At 58.8% G+C, this 20,814-nt stretch carries 22 protein-coding genes; 3 read left to right on the top strand and 19 right to left on the bottom strand.

The features are described from left to right. Nucleotides 1-9: 9 nt before the first annotated feature. The 6 genes from DHN60_RS09605 to DHN60_RS09630 are packed head-to-tail and all read right to left on the bottom strand — an operon-like array spanning nucleotide 10 to nucleotide 5,844. Nucleotides 10-1,011, bottom strand: coding sequence for an endonuclease/exonuclease/phosphatase family protein (locus DHN60_RS09605; RefSeq protein WP_108837075.1), 1,002 nt, complete (start codon nucleotides 1,009-1,011; stop codon nucleotides 10-12). After that, nucleotides 1,011-1,691 (bottom strand): molecular chaperone DjiA, encoded by a 681-nt coding sequence (locus DHN60_RS09610; protein WP_108837076.1) that lies wholly within the window; start codon nucleotides 1,689-1,691, stop codon nucleotides 1,011-1,013. The genes DHN60_RS09605 and DHN60_RS09610 overlap by 1 nt, the downstream gene beginning before the upstream one ends. Nucleotides 1,692-1,740: 49 nt before the next feature. Next, nucleotides 1,741-2,205 (bottom strand): GNAT family N-acetyltransferase, encoded by a 465-nt coding sequence (locus DHN60_RS09615; RefSeq protein ID WP_108837077.1) that lies wholly within the window; start codon nucleotides 2,203-2,205, stop codon nucleotides 1,741-1,743. Beyond that, nucleotides 2,202-2,813 (bottom strand): VOC family protein, encoded by a 612-nt coding sequence (locus DHN60_RS09620; protein ID WP_108837078.1) that lies wholly within the window; start codon nucleotides 2,811-2,813, stop codon nucleotides 2,202-2,204. Before DHN60_RS09620 ends, DHN60_RS09615 begins: the two co-directional genes overlap by 4 nt. A gap of 3 nt (nucleotides 2,814-2,816) precedes the next feature. Further along, nucleotides 2,817-4,946 carry a methylmalonyl-CoA mutase gene (gene scpA / locus DHN60_RS09625; RefSeq protein ID WP_108837079.1) on the bottom strand — a complete coding sequence of 710 codons (2,130 nt, stop codon included), beginning with the start codon at nucleotides 4,944-4,946 and terminating at the stop codon, nucleotides 2,817-2,819. After that, nucleotides 4,909-5,844, bottom strand: a complete 936-nt coding sequence (locus DHN60_RS09630) for a hypothetical protein (RefSeq protein ID WP_108837080.1) — start codon at nucleotides 5,842-5,844, stop codon at nucleotides 4,909-4,911. The genes scpA and DHN60_RS09630 overlap by 38 nt, the downstream gene beginning before the upstream one ends. A gap of 166 nt (nucleotides 5,845-6,010) precedes the next feature. Here DHN60_RS09630 and DHN60_RS09635 point away from each other — a divergent pair, with 166 nt between their 5' ends. After that, on the top strand, nucleotides 6,011-6,463 hold the full coding sequence (locus DHN60_RS09635; protein ID WP_108837081.1) for a DUF4174 domain-containing protein: 453 nt from the start codon (nucleotides 6,011-6,013) through the stop codon (nucleotides 6,461-6,463). Between the two features lie 160 nt (nucleotides 6,464-6,623). Here DHN60_RS09635 and DHN60_RS09640 read toward each other — a convergent pair whose 3' ends face one another. From DHN60_RS09640 to DHN60_RS09680, 10 genes are all read right to left on the bottom strand, one after another. After that, on the bottom strand, nucleotides 6,624-7,211 hold the full coding sequence (locus DHN60_RS09640) for a hypothetical protein (RefSeq protein WP_159089163.1): 588 nt from the start codon (nucleotides 7,209-7,211) through the stop codon (nucleotides 6,624-6,626). Continuing rightward, a complete protein-coding gene (locus DHN60_RS09645) occupies nucleotides 7,208-9,253 on the bottom strand; it encodes an acetyl/propionyl/methylcrotonyl-CoA carboxylase subunit alpha (RefSeq protein WP_108837083.1) in 2,046 nt (681 codons plus the stop codon). Before DHN60_RS09645 ends, DHN60_RS09640 begins: the two co-directional genes overlap by 4 nt. Nucleotides 9,254-9,349: 96 nt before the next feature. Further along, nucleotides 9,350-9,553, bottom strand: a complete 204-nt coding sequence (locus DHN60_RS09650) for a hypothetical protein (RefSeq protein ID WP_108837084.1) — start codon at nucleotides 9,551-9,553, stop codon at nucleotides 9,350-9,352. Between the two features lie 358 nt (nucleotides 9,554-9,911). Further along, complete coding sequence (locus DHN60_RS09655; protein WP_108837085.1) at nucleotides 9,912-10,271, bottom strand: hypothetical protein; 360 nt, start codon at nucleotides 10,269-10,271, stop codon at nucleotides 9,912-9,914. A gap of 57 nt (nucleotides 10,272-10,328) precedes the next feature. Then, nucleotides 10,329-10,472: a hypothetical protein gene (locus DHN60_RS22495; protein WP_199913653.1), complete on the bottom strand. Its 144-nt coding sequence runs from the start codon at nucleotides 10,470-10,472 to the stop codon at nucleotides 10,329-10,331. Nucleotides 10,473-10,662: 190 nt separating this feature from the next. After that, entirely contained in the window at nucleotides 10,663-11,052 is a 390-nt protein-coding gene (locus DHN60_RS09660) for a DUF6497 family protein (RefSeq protein ID WP_108837287.1), read from the bottom strand. A 92-nt stretch (nucleotides 11,053-11,144) separates the two neighbouring features. Beyond that, a complete protein-coding gene (locus tag DHN60_RS09665) occupies nucleotides 11,145-11,540 on the bottom strand; it encodes a cupin domain-containing protein (protein WP_108837086.1) in 396 nt (131 codons plus the stop codon). After that, complete coding sequence (locus tag DHN60_RS09670) at nucleotides 11,537-11,875, bottom strand: hypothetical protein (protein WP_108837087.1); 339 nt, start codon at nucleotides 11,873-11,875, stop codon at nucleotides 11,537-11,539. The genes DHN60_RS09665 and DHN60_RS09670 overlap by 4 nt, the downstream gene beginning before the upstream one ends. Further along, on the bottom strand, nucleotides 11,872-12,264 hold the full coding sequence (locus DHN60_RS09675) for a RidA family protein (RefSeq protein ID WP_108837088.1): 393 nt from the start codon (nucleotides 12,262-12,264) through the stop codon (nucleotides 11,872-11,874). The genes DHN60_RS09670 and DHN60_RS09675 overlap by 4 nt, the downstream gene beginning before the upstream one ends. Nucleotides 12,265-12,416: 152 nt before the next feature. Continuing rightward, nucleotides 12,417-13,949 (bottom strand): acyl-CoA carboxylase subunit beta, encoded by a 1,533-nt coding sequence (locus tag DHN60_RS09680; RefSeq protein WP_108837089.1) that lies wholly within the window; start codon nucleotides 13,947-13,949, stop codon nucleotides 12,417-12,419. A 180-nt stretch (nucleotides 13,950-14,129) separates the two neighbouring features. Between DHN60_RS09680 and DHN60_RS09685 the strand changes: the two genes are divergently transcribed. Both DHN60_RS09685 and DHN60_RS09690 read left to right on the top strand, forming a co-directional pair. Further along, nucleotides 14,130-15,347: a multidrug effflux MFS transporter gene (locus tag DHN60_RS09685; RefSeq protein WP_108837090.1), complete on the top strand. Its 1,218-nt coding sequence runs from the start codon at nucleotides 14,130-14,132 to the stop codon at nucleotides 15,345-15,347. A 67-nt stretch (nucleotides 15,348-15,414) separates the two neighbouring features. After that, nucleotides 15,415-16,815, top strand: coding sequence for a short-chain fatty acyl-CoA regulator family protein (locus tag DHN60_RS09690; RefSeq protein WP_108837091.1), 1,401 nt, complete (start codon nucleotides 15,415-15,417; stop codon nucleotides 16,813-16,815). Here the strand turns inward: DHN60_RS09690 and DHN60_RS09695 are convergent. The 3 genes from DHN60_RS09695 to betB all read right to left on the bottom strand — a co-directional run bounded on the left by DHN60_RS09695 (nucleotide 16,812) and on the right by betB (nucleotide 20,797). Next, nucleotides 16,812-17,462 carry a thermonuclease family protein gene (locus DHN60_RS09695; protein WP_108837092.1) on the bottom strand — a complete coding sequence of 217 codons (651 nt, stop codon included), beginning with the start codon at nucleotides 17,460-17,462 and terminating at the stop codon, nucleotides 16,812-16,814. The two genes, DHN60_RS09690 and DHN60_RS09695, sit on opposite strands and share 4 nt — an antisense overlap. Before the next feature lie 54 nt (nucleotides 17,463-17,516). Next, nucleotides 17,517-19,166 carry a choline dehydrogenase gene (gene betA, locus DHN60_RS09700; RefSeq protein ID WP_108837093.1) on the bottom strand — a complete coding sequence of 550 codons (1,650 nt, stop codon included), beginning with the start codon at nucleotides 19,164-19,166 and terminating at the stop codon, nucleotides 17,517-17,519. 173 nt (nucleotides 19,167-19,339) lie between these two features. Further along, nucleotides 19,340-20,797, bottom strand: coding sequence for a betaine-aldehyde dehydrogenase (gene betB / locus DHN60_RS09705; protein WP_108837094.1), 1,458 nt, complete (start codon nucleotides 20,795-20,797; stop codon nucleotides 19,340-19,342). Nucleotides 20,798-20,814: the final 17 nt, after the last annotated feature.

A 20,814-nucleotide genomic window follows, 5' to 3' on the forward strand; every position in this document is an offset into this window, starting at 1 on the left:
TATGGGACCTCAAAGTGAGATATCCAAGCTCACCGGGAAATGATCTGACGCATCCACCAATGCATCGCGCAAGGCAGGCTGTTTCCAACACTCCGGATCATCAAGCGGATGCCAAATGCGCCAGCGCCCTTCGTGCATCGCCAGATCAGGCGATACCATGATGTAATCCAAAAGTGCCTGCAAATAACGCTGCTCAGGCCGAATCCAGAACCGCGCAGTGGTCGGCATCGCGCCGAGGCGGCGTTGCAATCCTTGGCGCGCGTGCGGATCGAACAGGGCTGTGTCCCCCTCGCCAAGGATGATCTCGACCGAGGAGCGGCCAAAGAGGTGTTCGTATTCATCCAGCCCCGGACCGTCATTGAGATCGCCCAACAATATCAACGGTGTACCTTCATCCAGATGCGCCGCAATGCGGGCACGCAACCAGATCGCCTGCGCCAGTTGCTTGCGCCGGTTCGCGATAGACATGCGCAGCACTTCATCGCGCGTCTTGGCCCCGTGGGGGGCTTTGGATTTCAGATGTGCGCCGATCAGGCGGAGCTGTGTCCCGCCCTGCGTCTCCACTGCCAGCTCAAGTGGCGGTTTTGAAAAGACGACCCTGTCTTCAGTTGCATCAATGTCCAGATCAATTGCAAATTCACTATCGAATTGCGGGGCACCGGCGTGAATCTGCGGATCATGGCGCACCGTCAGGACATCGGGATCAAACAACAGGGCAATCTCTTGCTGTGTGTCATTGGCAAAACCGATAACAGCGCGGCGCGCCCGAATGCCAGCATGAGCGGCAAAGGTCTCAAGAGCCGCCACTGAATCGCGACTTCGCCCTTGATCCGGAGCCTCAACAATCATTACGCCGTCCGCATCCAAGGCCTGAAACACGTTGCACAGCGCAGCAATCTGATCTTGTCGGGTGACACCATAGCGGCCCGACGGCTCGCCATCGTTCAACAGCGCGCCATCGTCAGCGAACAGGTTGGTCATCCACTCGATATTATAGGTCGCCAGCCGCATCAGGCGTGCGCACTCCGGATGTCTTCCCAAGCCCGGTTGATGTCGATCATGCGTTTTTCGGCCAACCGCACAGCCTCTTCCGGCACGCCGCGGGCCATCATCGCATCGGGGTGGTTCTCGCGCACGAGTTTGCGCCAAGCTTTGCGCATCGCCTCAATATCCATGTCCGGAGTTATGCCGAGCACGGTGTAGGGATCAGGTACAGCTTCAGGGACAAACCGCGCACGCAGGGCGCGGAATTCGACGTCTGGAATGGCGAAAATGTGGGCCACCTGCTCAAGAAACGCATCCTCGTTGGGGTGATAGAATCCATCAGCCATCGCGATGTGAAACAGTCCCTCAATGAGGTCGGTCAGGGTCTCGGGCTGATCGGAAAACATGGAATGGATGCGCGTGGCGTATTCCTCAAAGCCCGCCACATCCTGACGGGCTAGGTTGAACACACGTGCCGCCCCGGCCTCGTCCTGCGCAGCGATGTGAAACACGTCCCGAAAGGCGGTAACCTCGTCGCGGGTCACCTGCCCGTCCGCCTTGGCCATTTTGGCCCCCAAAGCGATCACAGCAATAGCAAAGGCAACACTGCGTTCAGGCGGCGAGCGCAATCGATCAAAGACAGCCGTAAGCCCTTCACCAGCTGTGAGGGCCGCGAGAGCGTCTGATATGCGGGTCCAAAGTGACATGAGGCCATCTTATAGGCCAAGGTCCGGGCGCATGTTAGGGCAATCAAACCTATCCGAGCAGCTTTTGCATCAGGATCAGATCAAGCCATTGGTCACTCTTGCGCCCAACCTCAGGCATCTGGGCCACAGTTTCAAAACCAAGGGCCGCGTGAAAGGCAGCTGCGTTCGGATTGGCACTGCTGATCCCGGCCACCATAACGTGATGTCCTTGGCCCCGCGCGTGCTCCATCAAGGTCTGCATCAACGCACGCCCCTGCCCGCGCCCTTGGGCCGATGTGTCCAGCAGAATGGAGTGTTCCACGGTCGCCGCGTATCCGGGGCCCGAACGAAAAGGACCATATGTGGCAAAGCCTGTCTGGTCTGCCAGCACAAACACCGGACGGGTTTCGATCATTTCTGCGATCGCTCCTTCGGTCTTGGGCTCGGTTGTAAAAGTGAACAGAGTATCGGCAATCATCGCGTTCCAGATCGCCGCGATCCAGCCCGCATCCTGAGGTGTCGCAGACCGGATCACAGGATGCGTTCGCCATGTGGCGTATCAAACACCGCCTGCATCGCGATAGGCCCCGTTTCGACAGCGACGCGGTCGTCAATCAGATGCCGCGCCAATGTGGTGTTTAACACTTCGGCTTCAGGATGGCGCAGCGTAAACCGTTTCAAACGCGCGCCGGTTGGGTTCAGCTTGGTCGCCGGGTGCACAATTCCAGCAGGCCACTGCAACAGTGCGGGCCACAGGTTGTCAAAGGGCGTTGTGCCCTGTGCTGACACAGCCATATGCCAAGTCAATGCGCCGCGTGCCACCTGAACCGGTGCGCCACATCCCTCTGGCAGGTCGCGCAAGTCAGCTTCCAAATTATCCACTGCACAGGCCCAATTCGACAAGCGCGCCGGACCTGTAAATCGGTCAAGATCGAACCACCGGGGACGCAGCGGCGGATCAGCCGAAGGATCTGGCGCAATCGCCTCCAGATACAGACCGTCCTCCAAACCCATCAGCGCGTTGTGCGTGTGAAACACACTGTGTTGCCCGCCGGGTTGCATCGTCAAACCCAACGCATCCTCAATATGGGCCTGTGCTTCGGCCAGTGTTGTGGCTCCGACAACCAAATGGTCGAACTTCATCACCTAAGCCCTTGTTTCTCCGAGGATGGTCAGAATTTCTTGCGCTGCCGCAGGGATGTTTGTGCCCGGCCCAAAGATCGCTTTGACCCCAGCATCATAGAGGTACTGATAGTCCTGCTGCGGGATCACCCCGCCACAGATCACGATGATTTCTTCGGCCCCGGCCTCTTTCAGGGCGTCCACCAGCTGCGGCGCGAGGGTTTTGTGACCTGCCGCCTGCGACGAGATGCCAACCACGTGCACGTCGTTGTCCACCGCGTCCTGCGCCGCCTCGGCAGGCGTTTGGAACAAGGGGCCGACATCCACGTCAAATCCGATATCGGCAAAGGCAGTCGCAATCACCTTGGCCCCGCGATCATGTCCATCCTGTCCCATCTTGACGACCAACATGCGCGGGCGGCGCCCCTCGGCCTCAGCAAATGCTTCAACCGATTTTTGGATGGCCGCGAAGCCTTCGTCGCCCTCATAGGCGGCACCGTAGACACCAGAGAGTGTTTTTACTTCGGCGCGGTGGCGTCCGAATACCTTTTCCATGGCCATGCTGATCTCTCCTACGGTTGCGCGGGCGCGGGCGGCCTCAACGGCCAAAGCCAAGAGGTTGCCATCGGCGCGCGCGCCCTCTTCCAATGCCAAAAGCGCGGCCTCACACGCCGCGTCATCCCGAGCAGAGCGGATGTTTTCAAGGCGCGCGATCTGATTGTCGCGCACAGCGGCGTTGTCGATGTCGAGGATGTCGATGGGGTCTTCCTCGTCGAGGCGGAACTTGTTCACGCCCACGATGACCTCGTCGCCCTTGTCGATCAGGGCCTGTCGGGTGGCGGCCGCTTCTTCGATCCGAAGCTTGGGCATGCCGGATGCGACCGCTTTGGTCATACCGCCCATCTCTTCAACCTCTTCGATCAGTTTCCAAGCCTCTTCCGCCAGATCGTGGGTCAGCTTTTCCACGTAGTAAGAGCCGGCAAGCGGATCGACTACATTGGTCACGCCAGTTTCATTTTGCAGGATCAGCTGTGTGTTGCGCGCAATGCGAGACGAAAATTGTGTGGGCAAAGCAATCGCTTCGTCAAAAGAGTTCGTGTGTAGAGATTGGGTACCGCCCAACACCGCGGCCATCGCCTCATAGGCGGTGCGCACCACATTGTTCATCGGGTCCTGCTCTTGAAGGCTGACGCCGGACGTCTGACAGTGAGTCCGCAGCATGCTCGATTTCGGGTTCTTCGGTTCAAACTCCGCCATGATCTTGTGCCAAAGCAGACGGGCCGCGCGCAGCTTGGCCGCCTCCATGAAAAAGTTCATGCCGATGGCGAAAAAGAACGAAAGCCGTCCCGCAAACGCGTCCACGTCCATGCCCCGCGCAATGGCGGCACGCACGTATTCGCGCCCATCGGCCAGCGTAAAGGCAAGCTCTTGGACAAGGTTCGCACCCGCCTCTTGCATGTGATATCCCGAGATGCTGATCGAGTTGAATTTGGGCATATCGGCTGACGTAAAGGCGATGATATCCGCGATGATGCGCATCGAGGGTTCGGGCGGATAGATGTATGTATTGCGCACCATGAACTCTTTGAGGATGTCGTTCTGGATCGTGCCTGATAGGGCGGCGCGGTCCACGCCTTGCTCTTCCCCGGCGACAATAAAGCTTGCAAGTATCGGAACAACGGCGCCGTTCATCGTCATGGAAACGCTGACTTTTTCCAGCGGAATTCCGTCAAATAGGATCTTCATATCCTCGACTGAATCGATAGCAACACCGGCTTTGCCGACATCACCCTGCACGCGCTCATGATCACTGTCATAGCCTCGGTGTGTGGCCAGATCAAAAGCAACGGACACCCCCTGCTGACCCGCCGCAAGCGCGCGGCGGTAAAAGGCATTGGATTCTTCAGCCGTTGAAAAACCAGCATATTGGCGGATAGTCCACGGACGCCCGGCATACATCGTTGCCTTCACGCCACGCGTAAACGGTGCCTCACCAGGAATGGTGCCAAGGTGGCCGACATCGGCAAGGTCCGCCTCTGTATAGATCGGGGCGACGTCGATCCCTTCGAGCGTTTTCCATGTCAGATCGTCAACGGGTTTGCCGCGCAGTTCACCCTCAGCCAGGCTGCGCCATGCGTCTTTCTTCGATGTCATGTCCTAGTCCTCGTTTGTACGGACCGTGTGGCAGGGTTTTCCCCGCGCGTGTCTGGTCCAGTTCCTCTGTCAGTGTTGCAAGACCGTTTGCACCGCTTATCAGCCAGTGCATGTCGTCTGCGTATGCTTCGCGCAGGGCCGCGCGCGCGTTCGTGTCGAACGGGTTCCAACGCCCATCCGTATCCGGAACGGCGTCAATGTCTTCCCCCCGCTCAGCCAAAACATCCCGTAATTGTGCAGCTGTCGGTGCCCGATTTAACCATTCGGGCGCTGCATCACGGGGGGCCGCGTGACCCGTGGCCGCCGTCAGCATCAAATCCGGGCGATCTGCAGACATTTCAAACGGGATGACCTCAATCTGTGCAAGCGGGGCCGCACAGGACACGTCCGACACCACATCGCGCCAAGTGCGCGGCTGGCGCGCAATCCCCAGACACCGCGCGGCATCAGGCACTGCATGGCCTCGCCCAACACCATATGCCAGCGACGAGGCCCAGAAATGATCCAACGCGCGAACAGACAGCACGATCTTGTCAATCCGCTGGTCAAACGCCCAAATGTAACGCACCAAACGCTCGCCAATGTCGGGGTAAAGGCGACTTTTGCGCAGGTTCATACGGACCGAACCCATCATGTTTTCATCGCTGACGAACAAGGTTTCGACGCCCTGCGCCTGTGCTTTTTTCAAGTTAAGCAGAATGCGCCCCCGGGCGCGGCGGGCGGCGGTACGACCAAAGCCCGGTGTGGGTTGAACGCCCGCGAACAGCCCCTTGCGGGTGCGCATGGGCCCCCAGAACCCAAGGCCGTCATCGCGCAACTCTTTGCTGTGGCGCCGAATGTAGGATTGAAAACTTATTGTGCCGGTTCGATGTGCCCCGATATGTAGAATGACTTTCATCTGTACCCCTTTTGATGCCCTATGGGCCATGTGGCGCACTGATCGGGTGCGCCAGACGGGCAAAGCTGGCATGCAGAGGCTTGAAGAGGCATTAAAGCTAAAAATGATGTGACTGGCGGTCGTAATTGGGGAAAATGCATCTACATATCCCTCATCAGGAGAGCATATGAAACACGTACTACCCGTTGTAATTGCAGGCCTTTTGGGCGGCTCACTGGCAGCCGCCGAGGGTGAGGTCACGCCCGCAGAAGCCCTCTTTGTCGAGGGTGATGTGGAAGATTTGAGCCAATTTGTCTGGGAAAAGCGCCCGATCATCATATTCGCGGACAGCCCTGCCGATCCGAACTTTGGCCAGCAAATCGAATATCTGGAAACACGCGCCCAAGAGTTGCTGGACCGCGACGTCATTGTTCTGACCGACACGGACCCGTCCGGAGACAGCGCGTTGCGCACAAAATTGCGCCCGCGTGGGTTCATGCTGGTGCTGATCGGCAAAGACGGAGGCGTGAAACTGCGCAAGCCGTATCCTTGGGACGTGCGGCAGTTGATGCGTTCCATCGACAGTATGCCGATGCGGCAACGCGAGATTCGCGAGCGCCGGGTCGAAAGTGGCGGCTGAAAGCTGAGGTAACACGGCCTTAACCCACCTGTGTGATTTTGAGCTTGAGAGTTGCGTGCACAGGCACGCACGCCTATATTGTGGGTGGAAGCACCGCGCGTGTGCGGTGTCGTGACACGAGGGAATGTAATGTCTGATACGTCCAAACGTTCTACCCCCATCACTGGTCGGAATGGGCCAAGCCCGGGCTACTGACCCCGGACGTCACACCCATTTCACGCAGTGCCCGATCCGCATAGGTCTTTGCGCGCTGTTTCATCTGCAAATACTCAAAATACGAAATTTCGCGGCGTCTTATGCTGTCTTCGTCAGTGCCCGATACAAAAGCATCCAGGCGCGAGTCGGCGATCTGTGCCTCGATCGCCTTGAGTTGTGAGTAGTACTTCACAACCGGATCAATCACTGTCTTTGGCAGAATATGGATGTCTGCCAGCACGGACTGGAACACCATATCATTGTCTTCTGTTGGTAAGAACGGGACATACCCAGATGCGATGCGCGGCTGCATCGCCTCCCACGCGGCATTGAGATCCTCGCCTTCCAGCACCTCAAGATAGTGCTTTATCTCAGCCACGAGCGCTCGTTGCACGTCATCACGCCGTTCGCGGCGCAAGCGTCGGGCATCGGCCCGATTCTGCGCCCCGTTCACGATCCAACCCACAGCAACAAACAGGCCAGCCAGCACGGCCTGCCACATGCGTGGGTCTATGGTTGAAATCCACCCACTTATGTTGCCTGTCTCGTTCACTCGAACTCAAGAATGACTTCGTCCACAGCCAGACTGTCACCGGCAGCGGCATTGACCTTGGATACGATGCCCTTGCGCTCAGCGCGCAGGATGTTTTCCATTTTCATCGCCTCGATGGTGCATAGGGCCTGCCCCACCTGCACCTCTTCGCCCGGTTCGACATGCAGGGTCACGACCAGTCCGGGCATTGGGCACAAGAGCAGCTTGGACGTATCTGGCGGCGTCTTGATAGGCATCATGCGCGCCAGTTCTGCTTGGCGGGGCGTGCGCACGTGCACAACCATGTCCGCCCCGCGGGTGCGGATGCGGAAACCGCCAGACACTTTTCCGACCTTCAGAACTAGGGGCGCGTCTTCCACCTGCATCACAGCCAGCTGATCCCCCGGCGTCCAAGCGCCAGACACCCGCAGCGTCGCACCATCAGAGAACCGGACCGTCGATCCGGACTGATCTGCGTCGACCGTCACATCAAACGAGCGGTCCTGCAGCGTCACGTTCCAATCCTCACCCACCTTACGTTCGTGATTGTCCATCCGGCCCGACACGCGGGCGCGACGGATTTCAGCGACCCGGTGCATGGCTGCGCAGGCCGCCGCCACCCGGACCAGTTCCGCTCCGGGCAATGTGACGCCTTCAAACCCGTCCGGGTATTCTTCGGCGATAAAGGCGGTGGTCATGTCGCCCTTGATGAAGATGGGGTGGTCCATCACCGCGCTTAGGAAAGGCAGGTTGTGGCCAATCCCCTCAACCTCGAAACTGTCGAGCGCCACGCGCATCGCTTCAATGGCGGTGGCCCGATCCGGTCCCCATGTGCACAGCTTGGCAATCATCGGGTCGTAATACATGCTGATCTCACCGCCCTCATAGACGCCGGTATCGTTGCGCACGGCTGTCTCGCCACTGGGGGCTTCACCCTGCCATTTGCCGGTGTCCAGCAGCGGCCCAGCCGCCACTTCCATCGGAGGGCGATAGCGGGTGAGACGCCCAATCGAGGGCAAGAACCCGCGATACGGATCCTCGGCATACAGTCGGTTTTCGATGGCCCAGCCGGTGAGGGTCACATCGTCCTGAGTAATGCTCAGGGGTTCTCCGGCGGCAACGCGGATCATCTGTTCAACCAGATCGACGCCAGTGATCAGTTCGGTCACCGGGTGTTCCACCTGAAGGCGTGTGTTCATTTCCAGGAAGTAGAAATTCTTGGACCCGTCCACGATGAATTCAACGGTGCCCGCGCTGGCATAGCCCACGGCTTTGGCCAATGCGACGGCCTGTTCACCCATCGCCTTGCGGGTCGCCTCGTCCAGAAACGGGCTTGGGGCTTCTTCGACGACCTTCTGGTTGCGGCGCTGGATCGAACATTCACGCTCGCCCAGATAGATGCCGTTGCCATGGGCATCGCAAAGCACCTGAATTTCGATATGCCGGGGCTGGGTGACAAATTTCTCGATAAAGATCCGATCATCACCAAAGGAATTGGCCGCTTCGTTCTTGGACGACTGAAACCCCTCGCGAGCTTCTTCGTCATTCCACGCGATGCGCATGCCCTTGCCGCCACCCCCGGCAGAGGCCTTGAGCATCACAGGATAGCCAACTTCGTTGGAAATCTTCACCGCCTCGTCGGCATCCGCAATCAGCCCCATGTAACCGGGAACCGTGCTGACACCCGCCTCCTTGGCGATCTTCTTGGAGGTGATCTTATCCCCCATCTTCTCAATCGCACCCACAGGTGGGCCGACGAATGCAACGCCAACTTCTGCCAAAGCCTCAGCAAACTTCGAATTCTCGGATAGAAAACCGTACCCGGGATGCACCGCTTGCGCGCCCGAGGACGTGATGGCCTCCATCATCTTGTCGATCACGATATAGGACTGGTTGGCCGGTGGTGGGCCGATATGAACGGCCTCGTCGGCCATCTGCACGTGCAGGGCCTGCGCGTCCGCGTCCGAATAGATTGCAACGGTTTCAATGCCCATCTTGCGCGCGGTCTTGATGACACGGCAGGCGATTTCGCCACGGTTGGCGATCAGAAGCTTTTTGAACATGGGCCCTCACTTGAGTTGGGTAGAAAATGCAAAACGCCGCCGTGCAGCGAGGCACGACGGCGGTTTTGAGATGTCAGATGTTGGAACGCGTGCGCGTTAGCAGCCGACGATGTCGAGCTCGCACGCGAGAATGTTGCCCGCAGCACCAACCGCAAGGCCGGTCGCAATGCTGCCACCCGCAACGGCAGCCGCGCCTGCGCCGACCGCGCCGCCGATGATGGCCTGTTCGCCCGCGGTGTTTCCGCAAGCTGCAAGGCCAAGCGCTGCAACGCATGAAAGCGTGATGTATTTGATGCCCATTTTGTTTTTCCTATGCTCGTTTTCCTTGTGGATAAACGATACCGGGCACAGGTCAAACGCTGCGGGAAACGGGGTGTCAGATGCGCGTCAAACTGCCGAGGCGGGCAAAGATCCGCCTGTGCAAGACGCGGCACGCCGGCCGAAAAAATGGCGGGCAGCAACGTGTTGGAGAACGGATGCTGCCCGCCAGAGGAAGGGGTACGGAAATGGTACATGCCCGCGGATTTACTTTGGGGAACCGAAGGCACCTGAGGAGCGTTGCACAGCAAACCGCTGAGCGCATAGGACAGTTTTGGGCTGCCGTCCATTTCAGCCAAATTTCGCCATATACGGGAATATGGCGGCAACTTTGCGCCGATCATCGCCCACCCTCCCCGTCAATTGCGTCAGGAAAAGAGGCGCGCGCCACGGGTTCGTCGATGACCAAAAGAGCCTCGTAATCGGCCACATCAAAAGGGTCTGTCGCCGGAATGACTTCTCGACCAAACAGCCATGACAAGCGGCCCGCATCCAGGTTTCCGCGCTCGAAAGGTTCGGCGCCAAATTGCGCCCACAAGGCCGCCATAAAGGCGGCATCGGCGCGCTTATCGGGGGGGCGACGATCGGGAAACCGCTCGCGCTGGGTCAGCGGAGTGACCCCTTTGGGGTTGGGGCGTCGAATGGTGAATTGGAAATCAGTGCCCGACAAACGGCCGGGAAATCCGCGATGTTTCAGCATGGGCTGCCCCCCGCGAAAAGGGGTGTCAGAGCGGGCCGCGGGGCCCGCCCTGCGAAATTATTTGTACTTGCCGGTCTGGACTGGCTCTTGGCTGATGGGCTCCGGGTCAACCACAACGAACTCTTCGTTGTTATTGTTGCCACATGCGGCAACCAGAACCAAAAGGCTAACCAAGCCCATTGCTTTGATGCTCTTGGACATCTGTCTCTCCTGTATACAATTCTTGAGCGAACCTTCCGATGCGCTCCCTGCGAGGTAAAGAAGTCTCTCAGACCCCTTAATCGTGGTATAAGGGAAATCGGGCTCAAAATAAACGGCAATGCAACGGCTTGCGCGGGATGTGGCCGCAATGCCGCAAAGCCATTTACGGGTCTATATGTCGGCGCGCGCATCAAAAAGCCTCCCATATACAGGCGTCATCCGCGATGCGGAACGCCTCGATAAACTGCGTCGCGGCTGCATCCGATTGCCCAAATGGGACAGGACGATCCATGAGGGTCACAACAATCACATCCGCACCAAGATCGTATTCGCGCATATAAGGGCGCGCGACGGTCTCGCACAGATGGGCAAAATCCGCCTCGGCTTGCGCATATGAAACATCACCGCCCTCGCGCGCGATCTGCGGCGCGACAAAGCGAAACCGCAACCAGCTTTCGGACTCAACCGCATCCACCAGCACCTCGTGCAGCGCAAGCCTTTGTCCCGAGGGGACTTCCTGTGCGGTGACAGGTGCAGCCAGTATAGTAAGAAATGCGCAGCCCCGGACCCAGTGCCGCAAGCGGCGTCGAGCTCCTCCCTCCGGGGCTGCTGTGCGGGCGAATGTCAGCCTGCGCACTAACTTGATCGCCACCTTATGAAGTTGACGAGAATTCATTTTGCACCTTCTTCTCGAGTTGTAAAGTCAGCCGGCGAGGTAATCTCGATCAACTCCATATCGTCCGAGTGGCGCACCTCGCGGTGGACGATCCCCGGCGGCTGCAAAACGCAAGAACCAGATCGCAGAGTATGTTCGCCCTGCCCTTCATATTCGAACACAACCCACCCCTTTGTCACGTAAACCATTTGGAAATCCAGATCATGGCTGTGCCACGTGCCCGGAATTTCCATGCCCGGCACGGCGCGGATAACGTGGGCTCCATATTTGCCTGACGTGGCTTCTTTAATGCCCAGTTGGCGGTATTCAAAAAACGGGCGCAGGCCCGCTCCCTCAAAGGTGCCGCTGTCTGCATGCGCGATGGTGAAGGCCTGATTTTTCCACGTACTCATGACATCATCCTCGCCTGCCTGACCCAGCGGGTCCGTTTGGCCGGGTCACTCAAAAGCGCATCAATCGTCGCCTCGACACTAGGGGCGCTGCGGCCCATGACCCGCCCCCCGGCAGTGACCTCCCACCCATTTTCCGTCGGTTCCAGACGCACAACCGGCGAAAACCCACGCAAGTTGGACAGCCCCCGCCACAGATCCTGGCGGATCTGATGTGCCAGACGAACGGGGCGCGCAGGGGGCAATTGCGTGGACGCGGCCACATCAAAGCGCGCAGGCAGATGCCGGGACAGGGTCACGGTGCCGTCCTGATGCGTGATATGCCAACGCGGGCTCATGCCGGGCGCCTCGCGATACAGTCGATTTCGACAAGGGCACCGACAGCAAGGGCGGTAACACCAACAGTGGTGCGCGCCGGACGGCGATCTTCAGGAAAGTAAGTCTGATAGGTGTCGTTGAACGCGGCATAGTCGCGCTCGAATGCGGTAAGGTAGCAACGGCATTGCAGCACATGGCTGAGGTCAAGACCGACGCCTTTGAGGATGATCTCAAGATTGTCCATCACCCGTCGGGTCTGCGCCTCGATCCCTTCGGGCAAAGGCGCATCCGGTGCGTCCGGGTCCGTTGGCATTTGGCCAGTCAGAATGACCCAGCCGTCTGTCTCAACCGCGTGGGAAAAGGGGGCAACAGGGCGCGGGCCGGATGCAAGGAGGTGAAAGTCAGGCATCTGTCACATCACTCCCAAACCCAACGTCTCACCACCAAAGCTGCGCGCGATCTGACGCGCCGCAAAGGCTGGAATGGCGGCGAAAGCAAAAAGTACAAAAAGAACGACGCGCATAGACTGTTTCAACCCAATTCCTGTGAACCTTCGTTTGATCAAAGCGGAATGTTGTCGTGCTTCTTCCAAGGATTCTGCAACGATTTGCCCCGCAGTGACGCAAATGCGCGGCTGACCCGCTTCCGTGTAGACCGGGGTTGGATCACCTCATCAATGAACCCCTTCTCGGCGGCAACAAACGGATTGGCGAAGCGGTCTTCGTAATCTTTCGTATGCGCCGCGATCTTTTCTGCGTCTCCCAAATCCGCACGGTGGATGATCTCCGTTGCCCCCTTGGCACCCATCACGGCGATCTCGGCCGTGGGCCAGGCATAATTGAAATCACCGCGCAGGTGTTTGGAGGCCATCACATCGTACGCACCACCGTAGGCCTTGCGGGTGATCACAGTCACTTTAGGGACGGTCGCCTCGCCATAGGCGAAAAGCAATTTCGCCCCATGCTTGATCACGCCACCATATTCCTGCGATGTTCCGGGCAAGAAACCGGGCACGTCCACCAATGTCAGGATTGGAATTTCAAAGGCATCGCAAAACCGCACAAAGCGCGCGGCCTTGCGGCTGCTATCGATGTCCAGACATCCGGCCAGAACCATCGGTTGGTTGGCCACGACCCCAACAGTCTGCCCTTCCAAACGAACGAAACCGGTGATGATATTCTTGGCAAAATCTTCCTGTATCTCATAGAAATCGCCCTCATCCGCGATCTTCAGGATCAATTCCTTCATATCGTACGGCGTGTTGGGATTGCTGGGCACCAATGTATCAAGGCTGGCCTCGATGCGACCCGGTTCGTCAAAGAACGGGCGCACGGGTGGTTTTTCGCGGTTGTTGAGCGGCAGAAAATCAACAAGGCGGCGCACTTCAGCCAACGCTTCCACATCGTTTTCAAATGCGCCGTCGGCCACGCTGGATTTACGGGTGTGGGTTGACGCGCCACCCAGCTCTTCGGCGGTGACATGTTCGTTTGTGACCGTTTTGACCACATCAGGCCCGGTGACAAACATGTAAGACGTGTCTTTGACCATAAAGATGAAATCCGTCATCGCGGGCGAGTAAACAGCGCCACCTGCACACGGCCCCATGATCAGGCTGATCTGCGGGACAACACCACTGGCCATGATATTGCGCTGGAACACTTCGGCATATCCCGCAAGGCTGGCCACACCTTCTTGGATCCGCGCGCCGCCAGAGTCGTTGATGCCGATGACAGGCGCCCCGTTCTGCATCGCCATATCCTGAATCTTGCAGATTTTCTGAGCGTGGGTTTCTGACAGTGACCCACCAAAGACGGTAAAATCCTGACTGAACACATAGACCATGCGGCCGTTGATCGTGCCCCAGCCCGTGACCACGCCATCCCCTGCGGGCTTTTGTGCCTCCATCCCGAAATCGGTGCAGCGGTGGCTGACGAACATGTCGAACTCTTCGAACGATCCTTCGTCCAAAAGCAGCTCGATCCGCTCGCGCGCAGTCAGTTTGCCTCGGGCATGCTGCGCATCTACGCGTTTTTGTCCGCCGCCCATACGCGCATCTGCGCGCCGCGATTCCAATTCGGTCAGGATATCGTTCATGCTGTCCCCGCTGGTGATTTTGCGGCATCATACAGGCACGAAGGGCCGCCGTGAACGGCCATTTGGAATATTTGCAAACTATATACAGCATCACTACTGCAAACTGCGAACTTGCAAAGCGCCGATACCTGTGCAAAACTGCACTGGACAGTTCAGTTGGCGCGACTTACCTCCAAAAGCATGGACAAACCCACCAAGGTCCGTTTTCTGGATCGCTCCACCCCACCGCATATTTCTACGCTGATCCTGCTGGCCGGGGTTTCGGCCATGGTCATGAACATGTTCCTGCCCAGCCTGCCGAACATGACGGCCTATTTCGAAACGGATTACAGCGTGATGCAGTTGTCCGTGGCGCTGTACCTGGCGGTTTCCGCGGTGATGCAGACGATCATCGGGCCGATTTCAGACAATCTGGGGCGGCGCCGCGTGCTGTTATGGGGCATCGGGCTGTTTATGCTGGCCACGCTGGGCTGCATTTACGCCCCCAATGCCGAAGTATTTCTGGTGTTCCGCATGTCACAGGCTGTGGTCGCCGTGGCCATGGTGCTCAGCCGGGCGGTGATCCGTGACCTGTACGATCAGGATCACTCCGCTTCGATGATCGGATATGTCACCATGGGCATGGCCGTTGTGCCAATGGTGTCACCCGGTCTCGGCGGCTTGCTGGACGAGGCATTTGGCTGGAAATCAGTGTTCTGGTTCTTCTTTGCCATCGGCGGGCTAATGATGTGGCTGGTCTATGTGGATCTCGGGGAAACGGCGCAAAAGTCGTCAAAGTCGTTGATCGGACAGTTCAAGGAATATCCCGAATTGCTGAAATCCCCGCGTTTCTGGGGATACTCGCTGGCCGCAGCTTTCTGCTCCGGTTCGTTCTTTGCCTATCTTGGTGGGGCGCCTTTTGTGGGCACCGTCGTCTTCGGCATGGGCCCATCCGAACTTGGGTTTTACTTTGGCGCGCCTGCCATCGGCTATTTCCTCGGCAACTTTCTATCTGGGCGTTACGCGACCACGTTCGGCGTGAACAAACTGGTTTTGTGGGGCTGCATCGCCAACGCAACAGGCACCTTTGCGTCACTCATGATCTTTGTTGCCGGCCTCGGCACACCCCTTAGCTTTTTCGGGATGATGGTCTTTGTTGGCCTTGGCAACGGCCTCGTCATTCCCAACGCCACTGCTGGCATGTTGTCTGTGCGCCCACATCTGGCCGGGACTGCCTCTGGCCTCGGCGGGGCAATCATGATCGGGGGCGGTGCGGCGCTGTCCGCTCTTGCGGGCCTTCTCCTGACACCTGAAACAGGGGCATTCCCGCTTGTCGGCATCATGTGTGCCACCGGCGTGTGTGCCTTGTTGGCTATTGGCGCCGTCTATCGACGCGAACGCAGGCTGGCCGTCGCCTAAGGGTTGCGCGCCCCCCTTTGCAAACTTAGCCTGACCCTATTGCAAAACTGCAAAGGGAAGGATTCGTATGGCCAGCCCAAAACTCTACGCCGGTGCCAAACTGCGCGAAGTGCGCACGCGCGTCAGCCTGACCCAAAAGGACTTTGCCGCCAAATTGGGCGTGTCGCTGCCCTATCTCAACCAGATGGAAAACAACAACCGGCCCGTCAGCACCTCCGTGGTTCTCAGTCTGGCCAAGGAATTCGGGCTGGATGTCACCGAACTCAGCGCAGGGGACGGCGCGCGCCTTGTGTCGGACATGCGCGAGGCCTTGGCTGATCCGGTTTTTGCCGCTGATATGCCTCCGCTCGCGGATCTGCGCCTTGTATCTTCGAATGCGCCCGCCCTTGCGCATGCCTTTCTCGACCTGCACCGCGCCTACCGGCAAACCCACGAACGCCTCGCCTCGCTCGACGAGGCGCTGGGACGTGAAGACGCAAGGGTGCGCCCCTCCCCTTGGGAGGAAGTCCGCGATTTCTTCCATTATTGCGATAACTACATCGACGCCGTTGATCACGCCGCCGAAAACTTTGCTAAGGCCGATGGCGGGAACAGCAATATTCGCATCGCTGCCGTCTCTGCCCTTGCAAATGCGGGCGTCACCGTCAGTTTTGAAGACAGTGACACGCTGCGCCGATACGACGCTGAGACCAAGACCGTTCACATTTCCACACGCGCCGCGCATCAAAGCCAGACGTTCCAATTGCTGCTTCAGGTCGCTCTGGAGCGTCAGGACGCGCTTCTTGAGGCCACGCTCGACCTCGCCCGCTTTCACACCAGCGAGGCACGTGCCATCGCCAAGATCGGGCTCGCCAACTACTTTGCCGGCGCGGCCCTAATGCCCTACGCCACCTTTCTCGAAGCCGCCCAATCCACACGCCACGATCTGGAACAACTCGCCACCCGGTTCGGCGCGTCCATCGAACAGGTCTGCCACCGCTTGTCGACGCTACAACGGCCCGGGGCCAAGGGCGTGCCCTTCTTCTTTGTGCGGGTTGATCAGGCAGGCACGATCACCAAGCGTCATTCGGCGACCCGGCTGCAATTTGCGCGTTTTGGCGGCGCCTGCCCTTTGTGGAACGTGCACCGCGCCTTTGAACAACCGGGTCAATTCCTGCGGCAGCTGGCCGAAACTCCGGACGGGGTACGCTATGTCAGCCTTGCGCGCGACGTATCCAAAACGGGCGGCCGGTTTGGCGCACCGGTGCGTCGCTATGCGATCGCACTGGGGTGCGAGGTCAAACATGCGCCGCATCTTGTCTTTGCCGATGGGTTGGACGTCAGTGCGGATGCCGCCTTTGAACCGATCGGTATTTCCTGCCGAATTTGCGAGCGCAAAGAGTGTCACCAACGCTCTGTTCCGCCGCTTGAACGCCAACTGACTGTTGATCCCGACAGGCGCGGGGTTCTGCCTTACGAAGTGGGCTAACGCCGCGCGGCCCGCCAGCCCGCAGCCCGCGCCTCGGCGGGCGAACAGAACCACCGCTCGCCCTTGTCAGTATTGATCCCGGTCCGTTCATAGAATTCCTGACCAGGGACATGAAAAATGCGCCCGTTTTTCGATATATTGCCTTTGATCCGACAGGATGGGTCCGGTGGTATCCGCCCCTTGGCGCGGGTCTGGCGGAACTGCGCTGGCGACTGCACCCGAAACCCATGCAGCCCACGATCCGCGACATAGGCGGACTTTTCGTCCAGATCATAGTCCATGCCGTAGCGACGATAGGCAAAGGCCAAGCCTTGGGACACGATCTCCTGCCCGATGTCGACGCCATTTACCCGACAGATCGCAACGACGCGACCATAGCGGTCCGTGTCCATTTGTGTGCAGCGCGCAAATACGCCTTCAAACTGATCCGCCACCTGCGCACTGGCCCAAGCGCCACAGGCAAAGTCAAAGCCATGCTCGGTCTGGCAAATCTGGTCTTGTTCGGGTGCATCAATCGCATGCAGGCGGACGCGGGTGTCCCCAACGTCAAGTGTATCCGCATCAATGACACGTACCAAGCCAGAGACTTCTGCCCAAACGGGCAGGCAGACACAGATCAGAACAAGAGCGGAACAAATCCTTAACACTTCGTTAACATGGGCACGGCGCGTTTGAATTTCAAACGCAATCCGGGCCCATGATTAACGCTGCGATGTCTCCCAATCGGGGTGAATCCAAGGCTCGTCATTGCTACGGGCGAGCGGGTCGCGGCCCAGAATATGGTCGCTCATCTTTTCGCCAGTCATGATGGACGGCGCATTGAGGTTCCCATTGGTGATGCGGGGAAAGACGGAACTGTCCACAACCCGCAGCGCCTCGACACCAATCACCCGACCTTCCGGGTCGACCACAGCCCCTTTGTCATCACTGCGCCCCATGCGGCAGGTGCCGCAAGGATGATAGGCGCTTTCGGCATGTTCTCGAATGACAGCATCAAGGTCCGCATCGCTTTGCATCTCAGCGCCCGGGACAATCTCGTGTTTGACATAAGGCGCAAACGCCTCTTGGGCAAAAATCTCGCGGGTCAGACGAATACAGCGGCGGTAGTCTTCCCAATCCTGCTCTGTGCTCATGTAGTTGAACCGGATCACAGGGTCGTCGGCCGGGTCAGCCGAGCGCAAGGTGACCGCCCCGCGCGAGGGCGAGCGCATTGGCCCCACATGGGCCTGAAACCCATGCCCTTCGGCGGCGGCTGTGCCGTCATAGCGCACCGCAATGGGCATAAAATGGTACTGAATATCCGGATATGGCACCCCAGCCTTTGAGCGGATGAAAGCGCAGCTTTCAAATTGGTTTGACGCGCCAAGGCCTGTGCCGGTGAACAACCACTGCGCCCCGATCATAGCCTTTGAGACAATGTTCCAGTGTTTATAGAGCGTGACAGGCAGTTTGGAGGCCATCTGGATATACATCTCAAGATGGTCCTGTAGGTTGGCCCCGACGCCAGGGCGGTCGGCCACGACCTTGATCCCATGTTCAGCGAGATGTGCGGCAGGCCCGATCCCAGACAACATCAAGATCTTGGGCGAATTGATGGAAGAGGCGGCGAGGATCACCTCGCGTCGTGCCCGTACCACCTGCCCGCCCGCAAGCACCACGCCCGTTGCACGCCCATCTGTGATTTCGACGCGCTCTACGAGACCGCGGATCAGATCGCAATTGGGTCGCTTCAAAGCTGGTTTCAGATAGGCATTGGCCGTCGACCAACGCCGCCCTTTGTGAATAGTTTGATCAAAGGGGGCAAAGCCTTCCTGCTTTTTCCCGTTGTAGTCATCAGTGACCTCATACCCCGCTTGCCGCCCCGCCTCGACAAAGGCTGTGTTCAGGGGGTTGTCACGTGGCCCGCGTTTGACGTGCAAAGGACCCTGCGTACCGCGCCAATCCGGATCACCCCCGTGACCGCCATCATCCCATGCCTCCATGCGCTTGAAATAGGGCAGCACGTCGGCATAGCTCCAACCGTCGGCACCCGTTTCGGCCCAATGATCAAAGTCATGCGCATGGCCGCGCACATAGACCATCCCGTTGATCGAGGATGAGCCGCCAATAACCTTGCCCCTGGGACAGGCCAGACGACGCCCGCCCAAATGCGGTTCGGGCTCTGACCTGTATCCCCAATCATACCGCTTCATGTTCATCGGATACGACAGGGCGGCAGGCATCTGAATGAACGGGCCGGCATCGGTGCCCCCATGTTCGATGACCAACACCGACTGGCCAGCTTCTGCCAGACGATAGGCGACAGCGCAGCCCGCGCTGCCCGCCCCCACAATCACATAGTCACTTTCCATCTCTTACCTCACGGTGAAGCGGCCCGCCGATCAAACCGATCCTCAAGGCCCCTCGCAAAAAATCCCACCCGTTCAAAGCGCCTGTAGGCCCGCCACTGCACCGCCCTGTTTGGCGGACGGTGTGGGCGGGTGGGCCGGTGCCAAAAAGGGTGGCCCGACCTCTCAGAACAGGCCTAAAACGGAGCCTCCACATCGCCCATGCGCACATAAACCGACTTCAACTGGCTGTAATGCGCTATGGCAGCCTTCGAATTCTCACGGCCCACACCTGACTGTTTGGACCCGCCAAACGGCGCCTCGACCGGCGCGTCATTGTAGGTGTTGATGTAACAGGTGCCCGCCTGAAACCCGGCGGCGACGCGGTGCGCGCGGGTCAGATCACGGGTAAAGACACCAGCGGCCAGACCGAATTCTGTCGCATTCGCGCGTGCCATCACCTCGTCTTCATCGTCAAAATCAAGAACCGCCATGACAGGGCCAAAAATCTCTTCGCGCGCGATGGTCATATCGTCCGTGACATCCGCAAAGACGCAAGGTTCGATGTAAAATCCGTCCTGCGCAAGACGCGCGCCGCCATAGACAAGGCGCGCACCCTCTTCTTTGCCTTTGGCAATATAGCCCTCGACGATGCCCAACTGGCGCTCCGATACCATCGGGCCAAAGGACGTGGCCGGGTCTTGGGGATCGCCAATCACAGCGTCCTTTAGCCGTTCGGCAAGGCGGGTCAAAAACGCCTCTTTGATCCCCTTTTGAACGAACACGCGCGTGCCGTTGGAACACACCTGGCCTGAGGAATAGAAGTTGCCCAAAATGGCCCCGGACACGGCGTTTTCAACATCTGCGTCATCAAAGACGATAATGGGGGATTTGCCGCCCAACTCCATCGTCACGTGCTTGATGCCCGCGGCCGCTGCGGCATAAACCTTGCGGCCCGTCGGCACAGATCCGGTCAGCGACACCTTGTCCACCCGATCATCCGTGACCAAAGCAGCGCCGACATCCCCAAGTCCCTGAATGACGTTGTAAACGCCCGCAGGTGCACCGGCTTCGTGCAAAATCTCGGCGACCTTCAAGGCGCACAGCGGCGTTGTTTCGGATGGTTTGAACACCATGGTGTTGCCACAGGCCAAGGCTGGCGCGCCTTTCCAACTGGCAATCTGAGTGGGATAGTTCCATGCCCCGATCCCGACACATACCCCCAACGGTTCGCGGCGGGTATAAACCCAATCTTCGCCCAACTGGATGTGTTCCCCAGTCAGCGTCGCCGCCATTCCACCAAAATACTCCAGCGCGTCCGCGCCGCTTGTGGCATCCACCACACTTGTTTCCTGATAGGGCTTGCCGGTGTCATAGGTTTCAAGCACCGAAAGGTCATGATTGCGTTCCCGCATGATGTCTGCCGCGCGGCGCAAAACACGCCCCCGCTCTGTGCCCGTCATTGCAGCCCAAGCCCCTTGGGCCTGCCGCGCAGAGGACAGCGCAAATTCGATCACGGCAGGGGTCGCGGAATGAACCTGGGCAATCTTTTCGCCGCTCGCGGGATAGATCACATCGATGACCGCGCCATCGGTGTCCTCGACATATTTACCATTGATGAAATGGCTGGCCTTGGGTTGGGTTGGATAGGTCATGAGTGTGTGCCTCCGAC

Source organism: Tateyamaria sp. Alg231-49 (genome assembly GCF_900143535.1).
In the GTDB taxonomy this organism is placed as follows: Bacteria; Pseudomonadota; Alphaproteobacteria; order Rhodobacterales; family Rhodobacteraceae; genus Tateyamaria.